This is a genomic window from Citrobacter cronae (assembly GCF_016893685.1).
Taxonomy (GTDB): domain Bacteria; phylum Pseudomonadota; class Gammaproteobacteria; order Enterobacterales; family Enterobacteriaceae; genus Citrobacter; species Citrobacter werkmanii.
This window is the reverse complement of the sequence record NZ_CP069763.1, coordinates 2,192,362-2,213,943: the sequence shown is the minus strand read 5'-3', so window position 1 is coordinate 2,213,943 and position 21,582 is coordinate 2,192,362. Positions and strand designations below refer to the sequence as shown.

Below are 21,582 nucleotides of genomic sequence, written 5' to 3'. Positions count from 1 at the left end.
AGAATCAGGACGTGAGTCCCAGTGCGCGTTTGACGGGGCCAAAACTGCGGCGATGGTGCTCTGTCGCGCCATACAGTGCCAATTTTTCCAGATGAAAAGCGGTTGGATAGCCTTTGTGCTGCGCAAAGCCATACTGCGGAAAAACCGTATCCAGCGCTGCCATTTCAGCATCGCGGGTCACTTTTGCCAGTATTGACGCTGCGCTAATCTCCGCTACGCGGCTATCACCTTTGACTACCGCCATCGACGGTACCGGTAATGCCGGACAACGATTGCCGTCAATCAGTACGTATTCCGGCGCAATATGCAGCCCCGCGACCGCACGCTGCATCGCCAGCATGGTGGCATGCAAAATATTCAGATCGTCGATTTCATGCGGTTCTGCACGGCCTACGCTCCAGCTTAACGCTTTTTCTTTTATTTCATCAAACAGCGCCAGGCGACGTTTTTCCGACAATTTTTTTGAGTCGTTAAGACCGATAATCGGACGCGCCGGATCCAGAATGACGGCAGCAGTAACAACCGCCCCAACCAAAGGACCGCGCCCGACTTCATCCACACCCGCCACTAAATGCGTATGCGGATAAACAAATTCAATCATTGCGCTAACTCCAGGACTGCATCCGCCGCCTGCTCATCAGCATTGCAACGGATCTGCTGATGCAGTTCACGGAAAGTGTCATGCATCGCATGGCTGGTTTTACCATTCGCCAGTAACGGCAACAGCGCTTGCGCCAGCGCATGCGGCTCACACTCTTCCTGCAACAGCTCTTTAACCAGTTCTCTTCCCGCTAACAGGTTAGGAAGCGAAACGTAATCCGTTTTCACCAGACGCTTCGCCAGCCAGAAGGTAAAGGGTTTCATGCGGTAGCCGACCACCATCGGACACTTTGCCAGCATACATTCCAGCGCGGCGGTGCCTGAAGCCAACAGTGCGGCGTCGCTGGCCACCATCGCTTCACGTCCCATGCCATTAAGCAGATGCACGGAAAGCTCCGGCGCAACCTCTGCCTTGATACGCTCAAACTGCTCCCGGCGTTTGGCATTCACCAACGGCACCACGACTTCGAGATCCGGATAATGCTGACGTAACAGTTGCGCCGTTTTCAGAAAATCGGCGCTAAGCATCTCCACTTCTGCGCCACGGCTTCCTGGCAGCAGCGCAAGGCAATGCGCGTCGTGGGGAATACCCAAAATATCACGGGCCGCGTGTTTATCCGGATCCAACGGCATGGCATCCGCCATGGTGTGGCCGATAAAGCGGCACGGGACGTTAAATTTGTCATAAAACGCTTTTTCGAAAGGCAGAAAAGCCAGCACCATATTAGTGGATCTGCCTATTTTGAAAACGCGTTTCTGTCTCCACGCCCAGACGGACGGACTGACATAATGAATGGTTTTTATGCCCTGCTTTTTCAAGTTCCCTTCAAGGGTAATATTGAAATCAGGCGCATCAATGCCAACGAAAACATCCGGCTTGAGATCGGTGAATCGACGAGTGAGATCGGCACGAATATGCAGTAAACGGCGCAGACGTCCGAGCACTTCAACAATGCCCATCACCGCCAGTTCTTCCATTTCGTACCAGGCTTCACAGCCTTCGGCCTGCATTAGCGGCCCCGCCACGCCAACAAAACGCGCATTGGGAACACGAGCTTTGAGTGCGCGGATTAGCCCTGCACCAAGAATATCGCCGGAGGTTTCTCCGGCGACGAGGGCAATCGTTAAAGGACGCTGCTCAGTCATTAACGAATCAGACCACGCGTTGAGCGCTCAAAGAAGTCGCTGAAAGCCTGGACTTCAGGGTGCTGTTTCGCCAGTTCGGCGATTTCCGGTTTCGCTTCTTCCAACGTTTTACCGCTACGGTACAACGCTTTGTAGGCATTACGAATCGCGGTAATCGCTTCGCGGGTGAACCCACGACGCTTCAGACCTTCGATATTGACGCCAAACGGCGTCGCGTGGTTGCCCTGGGCGATAACGTACGGTGGCACGTCCTGAGCAACGCCAGAACAGCCGCCAACCATCACATGCGCGCCGATGATGCAGAATTGATGCACCGCAGTCATGCCGCCGATGATAACAAAATCATCCAGCGAAACATGTCCGGCAAGCGTGGCGTTATTCGCCAGAATACAGCGGTTGCCTACCGTACAATCATGCGCGACGTGCGCATTAATCATCAGTAAGTTATCGCTGCCCACCTTCGTCACTCCACCGCCCTGCACTGTGCCACGATGAATGGTGACGCTTTCGCGGATGCGGTTGCGATCGCCAATTTCCACGCGGGTCGGTTCGCCAGCATATTTAAGATCCTGGTTAACTTCGCCGATGGAGGCAAACTGATAGATCTCGTTATCGCGACCAATTTTTGTATGGCCATTCACGACAACGTGAGACTTCAGTACGGTACCCTCACCAATTTCAACATGGGGTCCAACAATACAAAATGGGCCAATGTGAGCGTTAGCGCCAATACTGGCGCCCTCTTCCACAATGGCGGTAGGGTGAATAAAGGCGGATTTATCAATCACGTATCAGGCCTCCCGGCTACGGGCACACATCATCGTTGCTTCGCACACAACTTTACCGTCGACCAGCGCAACCCCTTTAAAACGGGTCAGGCCACGGCGCGTTTTCTCGAAAGTCACTTCCATGATCATCTGATCGCCCGGCACGACAGGACGCTTAAAGCGTGCTTCGTCAATACCCGCGAAATAGTACAGTTCGCCTGGTTCCAGTTTTCCTACGCTTTTAAATGCGAGGATACCGGTGGCCTGCGCCATCGCTTCCAGAATCAGTACGCCAGGGAAAATAGGTTTGCCCGGGAAGTGGCCCTGGAAGAAAGGCTCATTAACGGATACATTTTTCACTGCGCGCAGAAAACGACCTTCTTCAAAATCCAGCACGCGGTCAACCAGCAGAAACGGAAAACGGTGCGGCAGAAGTTCTAAAATCTCTTCAATATGCAGAGTATGAGTGTTAGTAGTCAAAATACTCTTCCTGTCAAAATATACTAAAAGGCAATAATAACACGGCCTGTCGCAATCGTATGAATGGGACAGGCCGAAAAGTCAGACATGCAAAAAAGGTGCTTTAGTCTTGTTGATTAACCTTGCGCTCAATCGCTTTGAGGCGCTTGCTCATATCATCAATATTCATCACCAGTGCAGCTGTTTTACGCCATACCTTATTGGGTTGTAGCGGAATGCCTGAGGAGTAGACGCCAGGTTCCGTGATAGGACGCATCACCATACCCATGCCAGTTACCGTGACTTTGTCGCATATTTCCATATGCCCATTGATCACGCTGGCGCCGCCAATCATGCAGTAACGGCCAATCTTCAGGCTACCCGCCATAATGACGCCACCGGCTACCGCCGTATTGTCGCCAATCACAACGTTATGTGCAATCTGGCACTGATTATCAATGATAACACCATTACCGATCACAGTATCGTCCAGGGCACCACGGTCAATGGTAGTACAAGCGCCGATCTCGACGCGATCGCCGATAATCACGCGACCAAGCTGCGGGATCTTCACCCAGTTACCGCGATCGTTCGCGTAACCAAATCCATCCGAACCGACGACAGTGCTGGATTGGATCAGGCAATTCTCACCGATCTGAATGTCGTGGTAAATCGTCACGTTCGCCCACAAGCGAGAACCTGCGCCGATTTTTGTATTTTTCCCGACGAAGCAGCCTGCGCCAATAACCACGTTATCGCCCAGTTCTACGCCAGACTCAATGACCGCATTTGCGCCCACAGAGACATTTTTACCCAGCTTCGCCGTCGCATCGATCGCTGCACTCGGTGCAACGTTTTGTGCGGGCTGCGGCGTGGTATCTAAAATTTGCGCCATACGAGCATAGGTCAGGTAGGGATTCTTCACTACCAGCGCTGCACTCTTAGCAAAAGGAAGATCGTCCTGCGTCATGACAACGGCAGAAGCCTGGCATACGCCTAAGTGTTCACGGTACTTAGGATTCACCATAAACGTGATATTGCCAGTTTGCGCAGATTGCATGGACGCTACGCCGGTGATGACGATATCGCCATCACCGTGTAATTCTGCATCCAACTGCTCTGCTAAATCAGCCAGTCGAATTGAAGGCATTACTTATTTAACCTGTTTCAGTACGTCAGCGGTGATGTCTTTTACATCGCTGCTATTGTATGCAACGGTGTTTGCGTCAACGACCAGATCGATGCTCTGGCTGTTAGCAACAGATTTCACAGCTGTCTGGATACGAGTAACCAGTTTGCCACGTTCTTCGTTGGAACGACGCGCACGATCCTGCTCAAAAGCCTGAGCTTTCTGTGAGAAAGTCTGACGCTGAGCCATAACGTCTTTTTCCAGCTTGGTACGATCGCTACCCGCTTTCATTGATTGCAGACGCTGCATTTTAGATTGCAGATCGGATTCCATACGCTGCAGTTCGCTGGCACGGCCTTTGAACTCGTTTTCCAGCGTAGCGGAAACACCTGTCTTCTGTGCAACCTGTTGGAACAGGCTACCCATGTTGACGATTGCAATTTTGTCAGCGGCCTGTGCGGACGTTGCCATCGCTAAACCGAGACCTGCAGCTAATAACCACTTTTTCACAATTAACTCCTTACCATCCCATTTGCACCCGAAGGTACAGTTCTTTGCGTGGCCAGGCGATCCCATGCAAGATCGCCTAAAGTCAGCGCTACACTACCACTACATTCCTTTGCGAAGAACAATTACCAGGTTTTACCAATGTTAAACTGGAACTGTTCCGCTTTGTCTCCATCGTACTTCTTGAACGGTTGGGCGTAGGAGAAAACCAACGGCCCCAATGGGGACATCCATTGTAAAGCGATACCTGCTGACATACGGATATTGCTCGGATCGCTATAGTCCGGTACATCCGACGGCGCGGATGACGGATCCCAGTTCGTATCCCAAACGGTACCCATGTCCCAGAAGAACGAGGTACGGACCGAGTTGGCATACTTGTCGCTGATGAACGGCGTCGGGGTAATAAACTCCAGGCTGGCGACAGCCATGGCGTTACCACCTACCGCATCATCAGATTTACAGCCAGCTTCCTGAGTACAGTCTTCGTAATCATTATTATCGTCCCAGCTCGTGTGGGCGCCATTTTTATAAACAGCTTTCGGGCCGATAGTATTCGACTGGAAACCACGCACGGTACTGGAACCACCAGCATAGAAGTTCTCGTAGAACGGCATCTCTTTGCTACCGATGCCATCACCATAACCCCACTTGGTACGGCCCAGGACAACCCATTTGTGATCGTCATCAATCGGCACGTAGGTCGCGGTATCCATCGACAATTTGTAGTATTCGTTATCAGAACCCGGAATGGTCACTTTACCATTCAGGTTGACACGCGAACCGTCTGTCGGGAAATAACCACGGTCTAACTTGTTGTACGTCCAACCGTAGTTGAAGGTGAAGTCATCAGCGGCAAAACTGCTGGTATCAGCAGGTTGTCCCATCGACTCAAGATAACGATCCATCGCGATCTGCGGCTGCATGTTGGACAGTTTGTTATGTACATAACCCAGGCCAGCACGCAGCGTATTGTATTCGTTAACCGGGAAGCCGAGCGTTACGTCAGTACCATAACTTTTGTTGGTATAGTCGGACAGGTCTGCATCATCCGCTTCAAAGTCGTTATAGAAGACGCGACCGCCAAGGCTCACACCATCAACGGTGAAGTACGGGTTGGTGACAGATAGCTCAGTATAGGTCTGGTAGTCGTTTTTAGTGCCGTTAATCCCGACGGAATAACCGGTACCTAACCAGTTATCCTGCTGAACGCCCGCCTGGAAGCTCACGCCGCTCTCGGTACCGTAACCGACGCCGAAGTTAAAGCTACCGGTGTTACGCTCTTTCACCTTATAGACCACATCAACCTGATCCGGACGGCCCGGAACACGCTGAGTATCGGTATCGACGGTTTCAAAGTAACCCAAACGGTTCAGACGTTCTTTACCCTGGTCGACCAGATCGCTGCCCAACCATGCACCTTCCATCTGACGCATTTCGCGACGCAGAACGGAGTCTTTAGACGTGTCGTTACCTTCAAAGCGAATCTTACGCACATAGAAACGGTTACCCGCATCCACATTTACGCGTAATTTAACGGTTTTGTCGGCATCGTTGATTTCAGGCTGCGACTGTACGCGCGGATAGGCATAGCCATAGCGCCCCAGAAGCTTCTTGATATCATCTTCCATTTTGGTCACTTTGGTGCCGTTATAGAGTTCGCCTGGCTCGATTTTGGTCAGGCTCTCAATTTCGGCGGAGTGTCCGGCCAGGTTACCGCTCACCTCTACCCCAGAAAGCTTGTACTGATCGCCTTCAGTGATGTTAACGGTGATGTAGATACCTTTTTTATCCGGCGTCAGGCTCACCTGGGTAGAATCGATATTAAAGCGAGCATAACCGCGATCCAGATAGTAGCTGCGCAGGGTTTCGAGATCGCCCGCGAGTTTCTGTTTCTGGTATTTACGATCGCCCACTACGTTCCACCACGGCACTTCATCACGCAGTTGGAAGTGAGAGATAAGTTCGTCAGTCGAGAAGGCATGGTTGCCGACGATATTGATCTGTTGGATCTTCGCCGAAACACCTTCCTGGAAGACCAGTTTGAGGTCAACGCGGTTACGCGGCAACGGCGTTACCACCGCTTTCACACTGGCGCTGTACTTACCGACGCTATAGTAGAAATCTTCCAGGCCTTTTTCGATATCGGCAAGCGTGGTGCGATCCAGAGACTCGCCAACACGTACGCCAGACGCCTCGAGGTTTTGCTTCAGCATGTCGTCTTTCACCGATTTGTTACCGGAGAAAGTAATGCTGGCAATCGTCGGACGTTCTTTTACCTGAACCAGAAGGGTATCACCATCGCGCAGGACGCGGACATCCTCAAAGTTACCGGTGGCGAACAGAGCACGAATGGTATTACTGATGTCTTCATCATTAACCGTGTCGCCTGTGCGCACCGGCATACTGAGGAGAGCCGCACCAACGGCGACTCGCTGTAGGCCTTCGAAATGAATGTCCTTCACTACGAACCCTTCAGCACCGTATACGGTGGCGCTGCTAAACAGCAGCGACGCTATGAGCAACTTTTTCATCGCCATCGTTATTATGCGTTCTTCCTAACACTCTCTTACAACCGAGAGAAATCATTGAAAAGTGCAAGCCCCATTAACAACACCAGCAAGATAGAGCCAATGCGATAACTAAAGTCTTGAACCCGCTCGGATACCGGACCGCCCTTCAGCTTTTCAATCGCCAGGAACAGCAGATGCCCCCCGTCAAGAACGGGCAACGGAAACAGGTTAATTATCCCTAAGTTCACGCTGATAAGCGCAAGGAACATCAGGTAATAAATCACCCCGAACTCCGCTGACATCCCAGCCCCCTGGGCGATAGAAATCGGCCCACTGAGGTTGTTCAGTTTTACATCACCGGTAATCAATTTTCCCAGCATACTGACCGTCAGCTTCATCAACTGCCACGTTTTATCCGAGGCTTCGACGATGGCGCTGAAGGGTCCATACTGGCGTACAGTCTTATACTCATCAGGCAGAGGAATAATTTTAGGCACCACGCCCGCAAAACCTTCTGCCTTCCCGTTAACCTGTTTTGAATCCGGGGTTAACGTTAAAGACAAGGAACTGCCTTGTCTTTCAATATCTAGCGCTAACGGCTTATCCGGATTATCGCGCACCAGCGTCACGAACATCATCCATTGCGTCAGCGGCTGACCATTGACTTTAACGATCCTGTCGCCAGCTTGCAAACCCGCCTTACTTGCAGCCGAGTTAGCCTGCACTTCTGACAGCACCGATTCAATCTGCGGACCGCGTGGACGAATCCCTAAACTGGCGACGGGATCCTGTTTGTCTGGCTCAAATGCCCAATGGCGCAAATCCAGCGTTTTGTCCTGCCGCTGGTTACTGCCAAACTGCGCCACGCTGAGCGTTGTATGCTCATCGCCAATTTTGGAAACCAACTGCAGTCTCACGGCATCCCAATCAGGGGTTTCGATACCATCAACCGCTTTTAGTTCCGTACCAGGCTGAATTTGCGCCTGCGCAGCAATCGAGTTGGGTGTTATTTCACCAACAACCGGACGAACGCCAGGAACGCCAATGATAAACACCAGCCAATAAGCGAAAATAGCAAAAAGGAAGTTTGCGATCGGACCTGCGGCGATAATAGCCGCGCGCTGCCCAACCGTTTTATTGTTGAAAGCGTAATGGCGCAGCTCCGGTACCACCGGTTCAGCGCGCTCATCCAGCATTTTGACGTAACCGCCGAGGGGGATTAGAGCGATGACGTATTCTGTACCCAGTTTATCGGTACGACGCCAAAGCGCTTTTCCAAAGCCAATGGAAAAGCGCTCAACGCGGACTCCGCAGCGCCGTGCAACCCAGAAATGACCAAATTCATGCACGGTGATAAGCACACCGAGTGCGACGATGAATGCAGCCAGATTCCAGAGAATACTCAGCATAAGACCATCCGTTAGAGCGTCCTGAATACCAGTAACAACAGGCAGGCAAAGACCGGTACCGCAGCCGTCAGGCTATCAATACGATCCAGAATACCGCCGTGTCCTGGAATTAAGTGACCACTGTCCTTAATACCTGCTTCACGCTTAAACATACTCTCAGTCAGGTCACCCAGCACGGAGGCCAGGGCTGCAACGATGGAGCAAATGAGCAAGGTGACAGGCGCAACTTCAAGATTCGCCCACATGCCATAACCCCATGAGATTACGGCCGCAGTGGCGAGTCCGCCAATAAAACCCTGCCAGGTTTTACCAGGAGAAACCTTCGGTGCCAGTTTGTGTTTGCCAAACAGCTTACCAAACATATACGCGCCAGAGTCCGCTCCCCAGACGAGGATCATGACATACAGCAGCCATAACGCGCCACTATAATGATTTTCATCATAGTGCCATGCCCGTAGCGCCAGCATTCCCCAAAAGAAAGGAACAATGGTTAGCACGCCGAAAATTATGCGTAATGTTTTGGAATTACGCCAGACCGACGCAGAACCTGGGTAAAACAGTACCAGTAACAGCGCGACGATCCACCAACCCAGCGACGCCCATAGCGATACTTCAACCAGCGGCTGATGAATATTGCGATGGTATTCTGGCAGTAAAAATAGCATTAGCGCCAGCAATAGCCCGCACAAAACCGCCAGCCAGACTCGCTGTGTACGCGTGGTAAAACCGCTTAACTGTCCCCATTCCCAGGCGGCCAACATACAGACAACCAGCGTAACAATGGCGAACCCCACCGGCGGCAGCAAAAACAACGCCGCGATGACAACGGGTATTAAAACAAAAGCAGAAATCAGGCGATACTTCAGCAAAAGCGACCCCCATCAGGCTTTTTCATCACCGGGCTCGGTGCCGCCGAAACGACGCTCACGATTAGCAAAGGCATGCAGCGCACCTTCAAAGTCTTGTTCATCGAAATCGGGCCAGAGAACATCCGTAAAGTAAAGTTCGGCATAGGCAATTTGCCACAACAAAAAATTACTAATTCGATGTTCTCCCCCAGTCCTTATCACTAAATCCACAGGGGCCAGTTCATGCATACAAATTTGCTGCCCAAGCATCTCTTCATCGATTTGCTCTGGGCGCAGCAGACCTTCCTGCACCTGTTGTGCCAGTTGCCTGACTCCCTGGACAATATCCCACCGTCCACCGTAATTCGCTGCAATATTCAGCGTCAACCCGGTATTCTGGGCGGTAAGCGCTTCTGATTTGCGAATCCGTTCTTGCAAACGTGAGTTAAATCGACTGATATCCCCGATAATACGCAGACGTACGTTATGGCGGTGCAGGTTTTTCACTTCGCTATCAAGCGCCCACACAAACAGTTCCATTAACGCGCTCACTTCCTGCGCAGGTCGGTTCCAGTTCTCACTGCTAAAGGCATACAGCGTTAACGCATCAATACCGTTATTGGCAGCAAAAGAGACAGCCCGGCGGACGGATTTTGCTCCGGCCTTATGCCCAAAGGCGCGAATCTTCCCTTGCTTTTTCGCCCAGCGGCCATTGCCATCCATGATGATTGCAACATGGCGGCAACCATGTGCTGGCAAATTTTCGCTTAATGGTTTAGTTGCAGACAACATAACGCGTTTTTAGTCCCTGAAAGGATTTACGGTACTCAGGAATACTGAAGCCCATCCACAAAAAAGCCGTGTCAAACCACGGCTTACCCGACCGAAAAAAAGCAACTACCCGCGATCGAGTGGCGCAGACTATATCACTGAAGCCCAACGCTAACAAATAGCACGATCTTCCGTAGAGGGATTATCATCAGCTTGAGAGTCGCATCACTTCTTTTCTGGCGACTTCCCGCGCGATGGTATCCACCTTCAGCACGTCATCAACGCTCTGCGGCTCCTGCAAATCCATCTTATCCAGTACGGATAAATTAAGATCGGCAATATCGGTAAATCGAATCTGCTGCGCCAGAAATGCGGCAACGGTAATTTCATTCGCGGCGTTCAGTGCGGTCGTTGCCGCCTGCCCTTGCTCAAACGCGTCCATCGCCAGTTTCAGGCACGGATAGCGCTGATAATCAGGTGCGGAAAACGTCAACGCACTGAGTTGGCAAAAGTCGACAGGCTTAACGCCAGACGTCACACGTTCCGGCCATGCCATCGTATGGGCAATAGGTGTACGCATGTCAGGTTCCCCCAACTGCGCCAGAACGCTGCCATCCTGATAACGTACCATCGAATGAATAACCGACTGCGGATGAATCAGCACTTCCATCTGGCTTGCGCTGGCATTGAATAACCAACGCGCTTCAATGTATTCCAGACCTTTATTCATCATGGTGGCTGAATCGACAGAGATTTTTCGTCCCATCGACCAATTCGGATGACGACATGCCTGATCGGGGGTCATAGCAACCAGATCGCGCAATGGCGTTTCACGGAAAGGGCCACCAGACCCGGTAAGCAGTACGGACACGACGCCGTTTTGCTCAAGGTCAGCGTATCCCAGATTGAGTTGGATCGGTTGCGGTAAACTCTGAAAAATCGCGTTATGCTCGCTATCTACCGGCAAAAGCTGCGCTTTGTGGCGTTTCACGTCGTCCATAAACAGACGTCCGCAGGTGACCAGAGACTCTTTATTCGCCAGCAAAATGCTTTTGCCCGCGCGGATTGCCGAAAGCGTCGGCAGCAGGCCCGCTGCGCCGACAATCGCTGCCATGACCTGATCAACATCATCCAGCGCGGCCATATCACAGGCTGCCTGCTGTCCGCTCATAACTTCAGTGCGGCTACCCTGCTCCAGCAGAGCCGATTTTAGCAATGCCGCGCTTTTTTCATCGTCCATTACCGCATAGCGAGGAGAAAATTCCAGGCATTGCTCCACCATACGGGCAACATTCTTTCCCGCAACCAACGCAGCAACACGAAATTTTTCCGGGTTATGGCGTACTACATCCAGCGTACTGCAACCAATGGAACCGGTTGATCCCAGGATGGTTAATTGCTTCATGAGACATCCAGAAAAATAGGGTATAGACAGAAAAAAGCAAAACGCCGCCATCCAGCCTTTGCAGGCCTTCTAAGCGGCGTTTTTAGCGTACAGATGAATCAGAACTGCATCAGTTCCGTTTCTTTCTCTGCCAGCGCCGCATCAACTTTCTTGATCGCTGCGTCAGTCAGTTTCTGTACTTCGTCCTGAGAGCGGCGATCGTCGTCTTCGCTGATCTCTTTATCTTTCAACAGCGCTTTCACTTTGTCGTTTGCATCGCGGCGTACGTTACGTACGGCAACACGCGCGCCTTCAGCTTCGCCACGCACGATCTTGGTCAGATCTTTACGACGCTCTTCGGTCAGCGGCGGCAGCGGAACGCGGATGTCGGAACCCGCTGAACTTGGATTCAGACCAAGGTCGGAAGCCATAATTGCTTTTTCAACGGCTGGTCCCATGGAACGGTCAAACACGTTGATTTTCAGGGTACGGGAATCTTCAACCGTTACGCTTGCCAGCTGGCGCAGCGGAGTCGGCGTGCCGTAATATTCCACGACAATACCATCCAGCAGGCTAGGAGAAGCACGGCCCGTACGAATTTTGCTGATTTGATTTTTGAACGCTTCGACGCATTTGTCCATGCGTACTTCAGCATCTTTTCTGATATCGTTGATCACGTTACGAATCCTTGAAAGCTCGTTTCAGTCAGACCACACCCACCACGCAAGCTGTGACAAGTATAGTCTTGATTAATTTTGAGGGACGTATCCCGCGACATTAAAGCGGAATATTACCTGCATTTAGCCGCAACGGGAATTATTCCGTGATTAACGTGCCTTCTTTTTCACCCATAACAACACGGCGCAGCGCCCCCGGTTTGTTCATGTTAAAGACACGAATCGGTAATTTGTGGTCACGAGCCAGCGTGAACGCCGCCAGATCCATCACTTTCAGCTCTTTATCCAGTACTTCAGTGTAGGTCAACTGTTCGTACATGGTCGCCGTAGGATCTTTAGCCGGGTCGGCAGTAAATACGCCGTCCACTTTGGTAGCTTTCAGTACCACATCCGCTTCAATTTCAATACCGCGCAGACAGGCTGCTGAATCAGTAGTGAAGAACGGATTGCCGGTACCCGCAGACAAAATAACAACGCGGTTGTTACGCAGCAGGCTGATAGCTTCCGCCCAGCTGTAGTTATCACACACGCCGTTCAGAGGAATGGCGGACATCAAGCGAGCGTTCACATAGGCGCGGTGAAGCGCATCGCGCATCGCCAGACCGTTCATTACGGTGGCTAACATGCCCATGTGGTCGCCCACAACGCGGTTCATCCCTGCTTTCGCCAGACCAGCACCACGGAACAGGTTACCGCCACCAATCACTACGCCAACCTGAATACCCAGCTCAACCAGCTCTTTGATTTCCTGAGCCATACGGTCAAGTATGCTTGCATCAATACCGAAGCCTTCTGAACCTTGCAGAGCTTCGCCACTTAACTTAAGCAGAATACGTTTGTAGACGGGTTTTGCATTGGTAGCCATGTTTCTTTCCTGAGACTGTCAACGAATGAGATGAGTTAATTCCGGCGACATTGTATGTCGCTTTTCAGCATGACCACTATAGCGGTTCGCTGAATTTACAAGCCAGACACAAAAAGAAGCCGCCCTCAGGCGGCTCCTTTAAAAATTAAGACTGCTTGGACATCGCAGCAACTTCTGCTGCAAAGTCAGTCTCAACTTTTTCGATGCCTTCACCCACTTCGAAGCGGATGAAACCAGTTACGTCAGCGTTGTGCTCTTTCAGCAGCTGACCAACAGATTTGCTCGGTTCCATAACGAAAGGCTGGCCAGTCAGAGAAACTTCGCCGGTGAATTTCTTCATACGGCCTTCAACCATTTTCTCTGCGATTTCTTTCGGCTTGCCAGACTGCATGGCGATGTCCAGCTGAACCTGGTATTCTTTCTCTACCACTTCAGCAGAAACGTCTTCCGGCTTAACGAATTCTGGTTTGCTTGCAGCAACGTGCATTGCCAGCTGTTTAACCAGTTCTTCGTCAGCGCCAGTAGCAGCGACCAGAACACCGATACGCGCACCGTGCTGGTAGTTACCCAGAACTTCGCCTTCCAGGGAAGCCACGCGACGAATATTGATGTTCTCACCGATTTTAGCAACCAGCGCAACACGTTCTTCTTCGAACTGTGCTTTCAGAACTTCAACGTCAGTGATTTTGCCAGCAACGGCAGCGTCCAGTACTTTGTCAGCAAATGCCTGGAAACCAGCATCTTTAGCAACGAAGTCAGTCTGGCAGTTAACTTCCAGAATGAAAGCGATGTTGCCGTCGATTTTGGTTTTGATTACGCCGTCAGCAGCAACGTTGCCTGCTTTTTTCGCCGCTTTGATTGCGCCGGACTTACGCATGTTTTCGATTGCCAGCTCGATGTCGCCATTAGCTTCAGTCAGTGCTTTTTTGCAATCCATCATGCCTGCGCCAGTACGCTCACGCAGCTCTTTTACCAGGGATGCGGTAATTTCAGCCATTCTAAAATCCTCGGAAGATTTGATCTGCCCGGCATGAAACCGCACAGATTTAAAAGTGAAAAAGGGGCCTAAAGGGCCCCTAACCAAACGTGATACTACCTGGTTTATAAGGGGGCTCGAACGAGCGTGCCTTATTATTCAGCTTCTACGAAGCTTTCTTCCGCCTGGGAAGCCAGATCCTGAGAACGGCCTTCACGAACGGTAGTAGCCACAGCGCCCAGGTACAGGGTCACAGCACGGATTGCGTCGTCGTTACCCGGGATAACGAAGTCAACACCGTCCGGATCAGAGTTGGTATCAACGATAGCAAATACCGGGATACCCAGGTTGTTTGCTTCTTTGATAGCAATGTGCTCGTGGTCAGCATCGATTACGAACAGAGCGTCCGGCAGACCGCCCATGTCTTTGATACCGCCCAGGCTGTTTTCCAGTTTCTCAAGCTCACGAGTACGCATCAGCGCTTCTTTCTTGGTCAGCTTTTCGAAAGTACCGTCCTGAGACTGAGTTTCCAGATCTTTCAGACGTTTGATGGACTGACGAACGGTTTTCCAGTTAGTCAGCATACCGCCCAGCCAGCGATGGTTCACGAAGAACTGGTCGCAGCTGTTAGCAGCTTCTTTCACCGCTTCGCTTGCAGCGCGTTTAGTACCAACGAAAAGGATTTTACCTTTACGAGCAGAGATCTTGTTCAGTTCAGCCAGAGCTTCGTTGAACATCGGTACAGTTTTCTCAAGGTTAATGATGTGAACTTTGTTACGCGCACCGAAGATGAACGGCTTCATTTTCGGGTTCCAGTAACGGGTCTGGTGACCAAAGTGAACACCAGCCTTGAGCATGTCGCGCATGGAAACAGTTGCCATGATAAAAACCTCTATATATAAAAGTTGGGGTTAAGCCTCCACGCATCCCATATTACCGACCCCAAAGGGCACCCCGGAATATGTGCCGATACGTGTGTGTTGTTACACAAAGTGAGATTTGTCGCTCCCGTCCATCGTGTGTAGTCTTCGAATGGATCGGAAGTCCGGCGCGCTTTATACCACAAATACGCCACCGACACCAATAATTGTTGGCACTCAGTGCTGAATTGAACGATGAATTTCGTGTTACAGGCAGGCGGCAAATTTTTGAATCCCCGGGAGCTTACGACCAGTAAGTGACTGGGGTGAAAAAATGTAGCCAACGCACCTGTGGCACGAAAGGCGAAGTTCAGAATGATTCTCAATTTGGCAGGGTACACCCCTGACTGATACCATTGTCAGCACTTACACAATTATTGCCGAAAATAATCGGCACTGATGGACAGAATTCATGGCTATCTCAATCAAGACCCCTGAAGAAATCGAAAAAATGCGCGTCGCTGGCCGTCTGGCGGCGGAAGTACTGGAGATGATCGAACCGTTTATCAAACCGGGCGTCAGCACCGGCGAACTGGATCGCATCTGTAATGACTATATCGTTAATGAGCAGCAGGCCATTTCCGCGTGCCTGGGCTACCACGGTTACCCTAAATCCGTTTGTATCTCGATTAACGAAGTGGTGTGCCACGGGATCCCGGACGACGCTAAGCACCTGAAAGATGGTGATATCGTGAACATCGACGTGACCGTGATTAAAGACGAATTCCACGGCGATACCTCCAAAATGTTTATCGTCGGCAAACCCACCATTCTGGGCGAACGTCTGTGCCGTGTAACGCAGGAAAGCCTGTATCTGGCGCTGCGGATGGTTAAACCGGGCATCCGCCTGCGCACGTTGGGCGCTGCGATTCAGAAATACGCGGAAGGCGAAGGCTTCTCTGTAGTACGTGAATACTGCGGTCACGGTATCGGTCGCGGCTTCCACGAGGAGCCTCAGGTTCTGCACTACGATGCGGACGACGGCGGCGTGGTACTGCAGCCTGGCATGACTTTCACCGTAGAACCGATGCTGAATGCCGGTGATTACCGCATCCGCACTATGAAAGACGGCTGGACGGTGAAAACCAAAGACCGCAGCTTGTCTGCTCAGTACGAGCATACTATTGTGGTGACGGAAAACGGCTGTGAGATCCTGACGTTACGCAAGGATGACACCATCCCGGCGATCATCACTCACGACGAATAATGTTTTGCCTGATGGCGATGCCTCCGCATCTTATCAGGCCTACAAATTGTACTACTTCGTAGGCCGGATAAGGCGTTCACGCCATCATCCGGCTTTTTAATGGGTGGCGCATAATGAATACTCTTCCTGAACAGCACGCAAATACAGCCCTCCCCACCCTGCCTGGCCAACCGCAAAACCCCGGAACCTGGCCACAGCACGATCTCAACTGCGCCGGCATTAAAGCGCATATCGACACGTTCCAGCGCTGGTTAGGCGAAGCGTTTGACAGCGGAATTTCCGCTGAACAGCTCATTGAGGCCCGTACCGAATTTATTGACCAGTTGCTACAGCGCCTGTGGATTGAAGCCGGTTTTGGCCAAATTGCCGACCTGGCGCTGGTTGCCGTTGGGGGTTACGGGCGCGGCGAACTGCACCCGCTTTCCGATATCGACCTGTTGATCCTCAGCCGTAAAAAGCTCCCTGACGCGCAGGCCGAAAAAGTCGGTGAGCTGTTAACGCTGTTGTGGGACGTGAGGCTGGAAGTGGGCCACAGCGTGCGTACGCTGGAAGAGTGTCTGCTGGAAGGTTTATCAGATTTAACCGTCGCCACCAATCTGATAGAAACACGCCTGCTGATTGGCGACGTGGCGCTGTTTCTTGAGCTACAAAAGCATATTTTTAGCGAAGGTTTCTGGCCGTCCGATAAGTTTTACGCCGCCAAAGTGGAAGAGCAAAATCAACGCCACCAGCGTTATCACGGCACCAGCTACAATCTGGAACCCGATATCAAAAGCAGCCCCGGCGGCCTGCGCGACATCCACACTCTACAATGGGTCGCCCGCCGCCATTTTGGCGCCACGTCGCTGGATGAAATGGTTGGTTTTGGTTTTTTGACGCTGGCGGAGCGTGCCGAGCTGAATGAATGCTTGCATATCCTGTGGCGCATACGCTTTGCTCTGCACCTGATCGTGAGTCGTTACGATAACCGCCTGCTGTTTGATCGTCAGCTCAGCGTAGCCCAACGGCTAAACTACGGCGGTGAGGGCAACGAGCCAATCGAGCGGATGATGAAAGACTATTTCCGCGTTACGCGACGGGTCAGCGAACTGAACCACATGCTGTTGCAGCTGTTCGACGAGGCGATCCTCGCCATGCCCGCCGACGAAAAGCCGCGTCCGATTGATGACGACTTTCAACTGCGCGGCTCCTTGATTGATCTGCGCAGCGATGACCTGTTTATCCGTAAACCCGAAGCGATATTGCGGATGTTTTACATCATGGTGCGTAACAGCGCAATCAGCGGGATTTACTCCACCACGCTGCGCCATCTGCGCCATGCCCGCCGTCATTTAACGCAGCCGTTATGCTACATCCCGGAAGCGCGCTCGCTGTTTCTCAGCATGTTACGCCATCCGGGCGCGGTGAGCCGCGGCCTGCTGCCGATGCATCGCCACAGCGTATTGTGGGCCTATATGCCGCAATGGTCGCATATTGTCGGCCAAATGCAGTTTGACCTGTTTCATGCCTATACGGTAGATGAACACACCATCCGCGTAATGCTCAAGCTGGAAAGTTTTGCCAACGAAGAGACCCGCCAGCGCCATCCGCTGTGTGTGGATCTGTGGCCGCGCCTGCGGCAGCCGGAGCTGATTCTGATTGCCGCTTTGTTCCATGATATCGCCAAAGGCCGCGGTGGCGATCATTCGGTTCTGGGTGCTCAGGACGTACTCAAATTCGCCGAACTGCACGGCCTGAACTCCCGCGAAACACAGCTGATCGTGTGGCTGGTGCGCCAGCATTTACTGATGTCAGTAACCGCTCAACGTCGCGATATTCAGGATCCCGAAGTGATTAAGCAATTCGCCGAAGAAGTGCAAACGGAACACCGCCTGCGCTTTTTGGTGTGCCTGACCGTCGCGGATATTTGCGCCACCAACGAAACGCTGTGGAATAGCTGGAAGCAAAGCCTGCTGCGCGAGCTGTACTTTGCCACGGAAAAACAGCTACGTCGTGGGATGCAAAACACGCCGGATATGCGCGAGCGCGTGCGTCACCATCAGCTTCAGGCGCTGGCGTTATTGCGGATGGATAACATTGATGAAGAAGCGCTGCACCATATCTGGTCACGCTGTCGGGCAAACTATTTCGTGCGCCACAGTCCAAATCAACTGGCCTGGCATGCGCGTCATCTCTTACAACATGACCTCAAAGAGCCGCTCATTCTGCTTAGCCCGCAGGCAACGCGTGGAGGAACGGAAATCTTTATCTGGAGTCCGGATCGCCCGTATCTGTTTGCCGCCGTTTGCGCCGAGCTGGACCGGCGTAATCTGAGCGTCCACGATGCGCAGATTTTCACCACCCGCGATGGAATGGCGATGGATACATTCATTGTGCTGGAGCCGGACGGTAGCCCGCTGTCGTCAGACCGACACGAAGCGATCCGTTTTGGGCTGGAACAGGCGATCACTCAGCGTAGCTGGCAACCGCCGCAACCGCGTCGCCAGCCGGCAAAATTACGCCATTTTACCGTCGATACCGAAGTGACTTTTCTGCCGACCCATACCGATCGAAAATCATTCCTCGAGCTTATCGCTCTCGACCAGCCAGGACTGCTGGCGCGGGTCGGGCAGATTTTTGCCGATCTGGGAATTTCGCTGCATGGCGCCCGAATTACAACAATTGGCGAGCGAGTAGAAGATTTATTCATAATCGCCACCGCCGACCGGCGCGCCCTTAATAATGAGCTGCAGCAGGAAGTGCATCAACGGTTGACAGAGGCCCTCAATCCAAACGATAAAGGGTGATGTTTTTATTTATTATGGAAAGAGTTTAACAATGCAGCAGTTACAGAACGTTATTGAATCCGCTTTCGAGCGCCGTGCCGACATTACTCCGGCAAATGTGGATACCGTAACCCGCGAAGCGGTGAATCAGGTTATTTCTTTACTGGATTCCGGTGCTCTGCGCGTCGCAGAAAAGATTGAGGGTCAGTGGGTCACGCATCAGTGGCTGAAAAAAGCGGTCCTGCTCTCTTTTCGTATTAACGATAATCAGGTTATCGATGGTGCGGAAAGCCGTTACTTCGATAAAGTGCCGATGAAATTCGCCGACTATGACGAAGCGCGTTTTCAGAAAGAAGGTTTCCGCGTGGTGCCGCCTGCGGCAGTACGTCAGGGCGCGTTTATCGCCCGTAACACCGTGCTGATGCCGTCTTACGTGAACATCGGCGCTTATGTTGATGAAGGTACGATGGTTGATACCTGGGCGACAGTCGGGTCCTGTGCGCAAATCGGTAAAAACGTACACTTGTCCGGCGGCGTTGGCATTGGCGGCGTACTGGAGCCGTTACAGGCTAACCCGACCATCATTGAAGACAACTGCTTCATCGGCGCGCGTTCTGAAGTCGTAGAAGGCGTGATCGTCGAAGAAGGATCCGTTATCTCCATGGGCGTATACATCGGCCAGAGCACCCGTATTTACGATCGCGAAACTGGCGAAGTACATTATGGCCGCGTTCCGGCGGGCTCCGTTGTCGTCTCCGGCAACCTGCCGTCGAAAGATGGCAAATACAGCCTGTACTGCGCGGTGATAGTGAAGAAGGTTGATGCCAAAACGCGTGGCAAAGTGGGAATCAACGAACTGTTACGCACCATCGACTAACAGCAATTTGAAAAAGCGGGCTTAGCCCGCTTTTTTTACATCAGCGAGTGGCGTAAACAAGGCTTTTCGTTAATTATTCAATGGTTATAGTGAGCTTAAGGGTACCGCTATGTATGACAATCTGAAAAGTCTGGGCATTACTAATCCTGAAGAGATCGATCGTTACAGCCTGCGGCAAGAAGCCAACAACGATATCCTGAAAATCTATTTCCAGAAGGATAAAGGCGAGTTTTTTGCCAAGAGCGTGAAGTTCAAATATCCCCGCCAGCGTAAAACGGTTGTCGCCGATGGCGTCGGCCAGGGTTATAAAGAAGTGCAGGAGATCAGCCCCAACCTGCGCTATGTGATCGATGAACTGGATCAGATCTGCCAGCGCGATCGCAGCGAAGTCGATCTTAAACGTAAGATCCTCGATGATTTACGTCATCTGGAAAGCGTCGTGACCAACAAGATCAGCGAAATTGAAGCCGATCTGGAAAAACTGACGCGTAAATAACCGCGAGTGGATGTATTCGTAGGCCGGGTAAGGCGAAGCCGCCACCCGGCATTTTGCCTGATAAGCGTCGCACCATCAGGCAATCAATGCTGCTCATCTAACTGCAATGCCACATACAGCAGCAGCCTGTCGTCAAAATTCCCCAAATCCAGCCCGGTCAGTTCTGAAATACGATTCAGGCGATACTCCAGCGTATTGCGATGAATAAACAAGGCTTTTGAGGTCGCCAGCGGCTGAACGTTATGCCGAAACCATGCCGCTAATGTCCGACGCAGCAAGCCGTTGTTATCCATTGCTTTTAACCGTACCAACGGACGCGCCAGCTCATTGGCCTGCCAGCCTCCGCGCAGGCTGTCCAGCAGTACCGGCAGCATCAGATCCTGATAGAAATAGCTTCGGCTTTCCGGCATCCGCTGCTTACCGACCATCATGGTGGTACGCGCCGTACGATACGAACGGGCAATGCTGCCAGGTCCGGTAAAATAGTTGCCGAGCGAGACGCGAAAACGCAGCTGTCCGTTCTCTTTCATCCGGGCAATGAGCTGTTCAACGCGCTTGCGATGATCTTCGGCATCCCAACGGCCAAACTGATTGAGCGCGGGTTTCAGCACCACCATCTCAGTCAGGGAAACAATCGCAATCAGATTATTACGCTCTGGCGTGGTCAACGCATTCTGTAATTGCTGTAGTTCAGCCATCGCGCTGTCAACACCAAGCTGACCGCTGTCGACTTCGACTACCGCTACCACGCGCGGCTGGTTCAAATCGATGCCTAAACGCTGCGCCCATTCCATTAGCGCTGGGGTATTTTCTTCCGCCTGAATCAGGTTCATCACCAATTCTTCGCGCAGACGGCTGTCCTGGGCTAAAAGATGCATCAGACGCGACTGTTCCAGCATCATTTCGGCGGTCATACATACCAATTCGCCGTATTTGCGCAGATGTTCCGGTTCGCCGGTAAGACCGATAACGCCAACGATTTCGCCGTCAAGACGCAGCGGCAGATTGATCCCCTGTCGCACACCGTGTAAATGCCGTGCAACCGCATCGTCAATATCGACCACCCGCCCCTGAGAAAGCACCAGCAGCGCGCCTTCGTGCAATTCACCAATTCGTTCGCGATCGCCGCTGCCGATTATCCGCCCACGGGCATCCATTACGTTGATATTGGTATCAATGATGCGCATGGTACGCGCCACGATATCCTGCGCCATTTTGGTATCAAGATGCCAGCCAGCCATAAACCCCTCCTGTGAGCAGAGCTCA

General features: G+C 52.0%; 20 protein-coding genes. 4 read left to right on the top strand and 16 right to left on the bottom strand.

What is annotated here, in order from left to right; all coding sequences use genetic code 11:
- Positions 1–4: 4 nt before the first annotated feature.
- From rnhB to rpsB, 15 genes are all read right to left on the bottom strand, one after another.
- Positions 5–601, bottom strand: coding sequence for a ribonuclease HII (rnhB, locus tag JSN25_RS09465; protein WP_038637421.1), 597 nt, complete (start codon positions 599–601; stop codon positions 5–7).
- Positions 598–1,746, bottom strand: coding sequence for a lipid-A-disaccharide synthase (gene lpxB, locus JSN25_RS09460; protein ID WP_121528603.1), 1,149 nt, complete (start codon positions 1,744–1,746; stop codon positions 598–600). The genes rnhB and lpxB overlap by 4 nt, the downstream gene beginning before the upstream one ends.
- A complete protein-coding gene (gene lpxA / locus JSN25_RS09455) occupies positions 1,746–2,534 on the bottom strand; it encodes an acyl-ACP--UDP-N-acetylglucosamine O-acyltransferase (protein WP_038637417.1) in 789 nt (262 codons plus the stop codon). Before lpxA ends, lpxB begins: the two co-directional genes overlap by 1 nt.
- A gap of 3 nt (positions 2,535–2,537) precedes the next feature.
- A complete protein-coding gene (gene fabZ, locus JSN25_RS09450; protein WP_003018528.1) occupies positions 2,538–2,993 on the bottom strand; it encodes a 3-hydroxyacyl-ACP dehydratase FabZ in 456 nt (151 codons plus the stop codon).
- Positions 2,994–3,096: 103 nt separating this feature from the next.
- Positions 3,097–4,122, bottom strand: coding sequence for a UDP-3-O-(3-hydroxymyristoyl)glucosamine N-acyltransferase (gene lpxD / locus JSN25_RS09445; protein ID WP_038637414.1), 1,026 nt, complete (start codon positions 4,120–4,122; stop codon positions 3,097–3,099).
- A 3-nt stretch (positions 4,123–4,125) separates the two neighbouring features.
- Complete coding sequence (gene skp / locus JSN25_RS09440) at positions 4,126–4,611, bottom strand: molecular chaperone Skp (protein WP_016151765.1); 486 nt, start codon at positions 4,609–4,611, stop codon at positions 4,126–4,128.
- 122 nt (positions 4,612–4,733) lie between these two features.
- Positions 4,734–7,148 carry an outer membrane protein assembly factor BamA gene (gene bamA / locus JSN25_RS09435; protein WP_038637411.1) on the bottom strand — a complete coding sequence of 805 codons (2,415 nt, stop codon included), beginning with the start codon at positions 7,146–7,148 and terminating at the stop codon, positions 4,734–4,736.
- 29 nt (positions 7,149–7,177) lie between these two features.
- Positions 7,178–8,530 carry a sigma E protease regulator RseP gene (gene rseP / locus JSN25_RS09430; protein WP_038637407.1) on the bottom strand — a complete coding sequence of 451 codons (1,353 nt, stop codon included), beginning with the start codon at positions 8,528–8,530 and terminating at the stop codon, positions 7,178–7,180.
- Between the two features lie 11 nt (positions 8,531–8,541).
- Positions 8,542–9,399: a phosphatidate cytidylyltransferase gene (gene cdsA, locus JSN25_RS09425; RefSeq protein ID WP_038637406.1), complete on the bottom strand. Its 858-nt coding sequence runs from the start codon at positions 9,397–9,399 to the stop codon at positions 8,542–8,544.
- 12 nt (positions 9,400–9,411) lie between these two features.
- A complete protein-coding gene (gene ispU, locus JSN25_RS09420) occupies positions 9,412–10,170 on the bottom strand; it encodes a (2E,6E)-farnesyl-diphosphate-specific ditrans,polycis-undecaprenyl-diphosphate synthase (protein WP_032940405.1) in 759 nt (252 codons plus the stop codon).
- Between the two features lie 187 nt (positions 10,171–10,357).
- Entirely contained in the window at positions 10,358–11,554 is a 1,197-nt protein-coding gene (ispC, locus tag JSN25_RS09415; protein ID WP_038637403.1) for a 1-deoxy-D-xylulose-5-phosphate reductoisomerase, read from the bottom strand.
- A gap of 98 nt (positions 11,555–11,652) precedes the next feature.
- Positions 11,653–12,210 (bottom strand): ribosome recycling factor, encoded by a 558-nt coding sequence (gene frr / locus JSN25_RS09410; protein WP_006686783.1) that lies wholly within the window; start codon positions 12,208–12,210, stop codon positions 11,653–11,655.
- A gap of 139 nt (positions 12,211–12,349) precedes the next feature.
- Positions 12,350–13,075: a UMP kinase gene (gene pyrH, locus JSN25_RS09405; protein WP_003018549.1), complete on the bottom strand. Its 726-nt coding sequence runs from the start codon at positions 13,073–13,075 to the stop codon at positions 12,350–12,352.
- A 145-nt stretch (positions 13,076–13,220) separates the two neighbouring features.
- Positions 13,221–14,072: a translation elongation factor Ts gene (tsf, locus tag JSN25_RS09400; protein WP_003018551.1), complete on the bottom strand. Its 852-nt coding sequence runs from the start codon at positions 14,070–14,072 to the stop codon at positions 13,221–13,223.
- Between the two features lie 134 nt (positions 14,073–14,206).
- The gene (rpsB, locus tag JSN25_RS09395) at positions 14,207–14,932 is read right to left on the bottom strand and encodes a 30S ribosomal protein S2 (protein ID WP_003018553.1); all 726 of its coding nucleotides are present in this window, start codon (positions 14,930–14,932) and stop codon (positions 14,207–14,209) included.
- Positions 14,933–15,383: 451 nt separating this feature from the next.
- Here rpsB and map point away from each other — a divergent pair, with 451 nt between their 5' ends.
- The 4 genes from map (at position 15,384) to JSN25_RS09375 (ending at position 20,316) form a co-directional block, all read left to right on the top strand.
- On the top strand, positions 15,384–16,178 hold the full coding sequence (gene map, locus JSN25_RS09390; RefSeq protein WP_038637400.1) for a type I methionyl aminopeptidase: 795 nt from the start codon (positions 15,384–15,386) through the stop codon (positions 16,176–16,178).
- A 113-nt stretch (positions 16,179–16,291) separates the two neighbouring features.
- Positions 16,292–18,964: a bifunctional uridylyltransferase/uridylyl-removing protein GlnD gene (gene glnD / locus JSN25_RS09385; RefSeq protein WP_085048277.1), complete on the top strand. Its 2,673-nt coding sequence runs from the start codon at positions 16,292–16,294 to the stop codon at positions 18,962–18,964.
- Between the two features lie 31 nt (positions 18,965–18,995).
- Positions 18,996–19,820, top strand: coding sequence for a 2,3,4,5-tetrahydropyridine-2,6-dicarboxylate N-succinyltransferase (dapD, locus tag JSN25_RS09380; protein ID WP_006686779.1), 825 nt, complete (start codon positions 18,996–18,998; stop codon positions 19,818–19,820).
- Between the two features lie 109 nt (positions 19,821–19,929).
- A complete protein-coding gene (locus JSN25_RS09375; protein WP_003018562.1) occupies positions 19,930–20,316 on the top strand; it encodes a DUF3461 family protein in 387 nt (128 codons plus the stop codon).
- Between the two features lie 83 nt (positions 20,317–20,399).
- On the opposite strand, the gene cdaR is transcribed toward JSN25_RS09375, so the two are convergent.
- Positions 20,400–21,557 (bottom strand): DNA-binding transcriptional regulator CdaR, encoded by a 1,158-nt coding sequence (cdaR, locus tag JSN25_RS09370; protein ID WP_038637395.1) that lies wholly within the window; start codon positions 21,555–21,557, stop codon positions 20,400–20,402.
- Between the last annotated feature and the right edge of the window lie 25 nt (positions 21,558–21,582).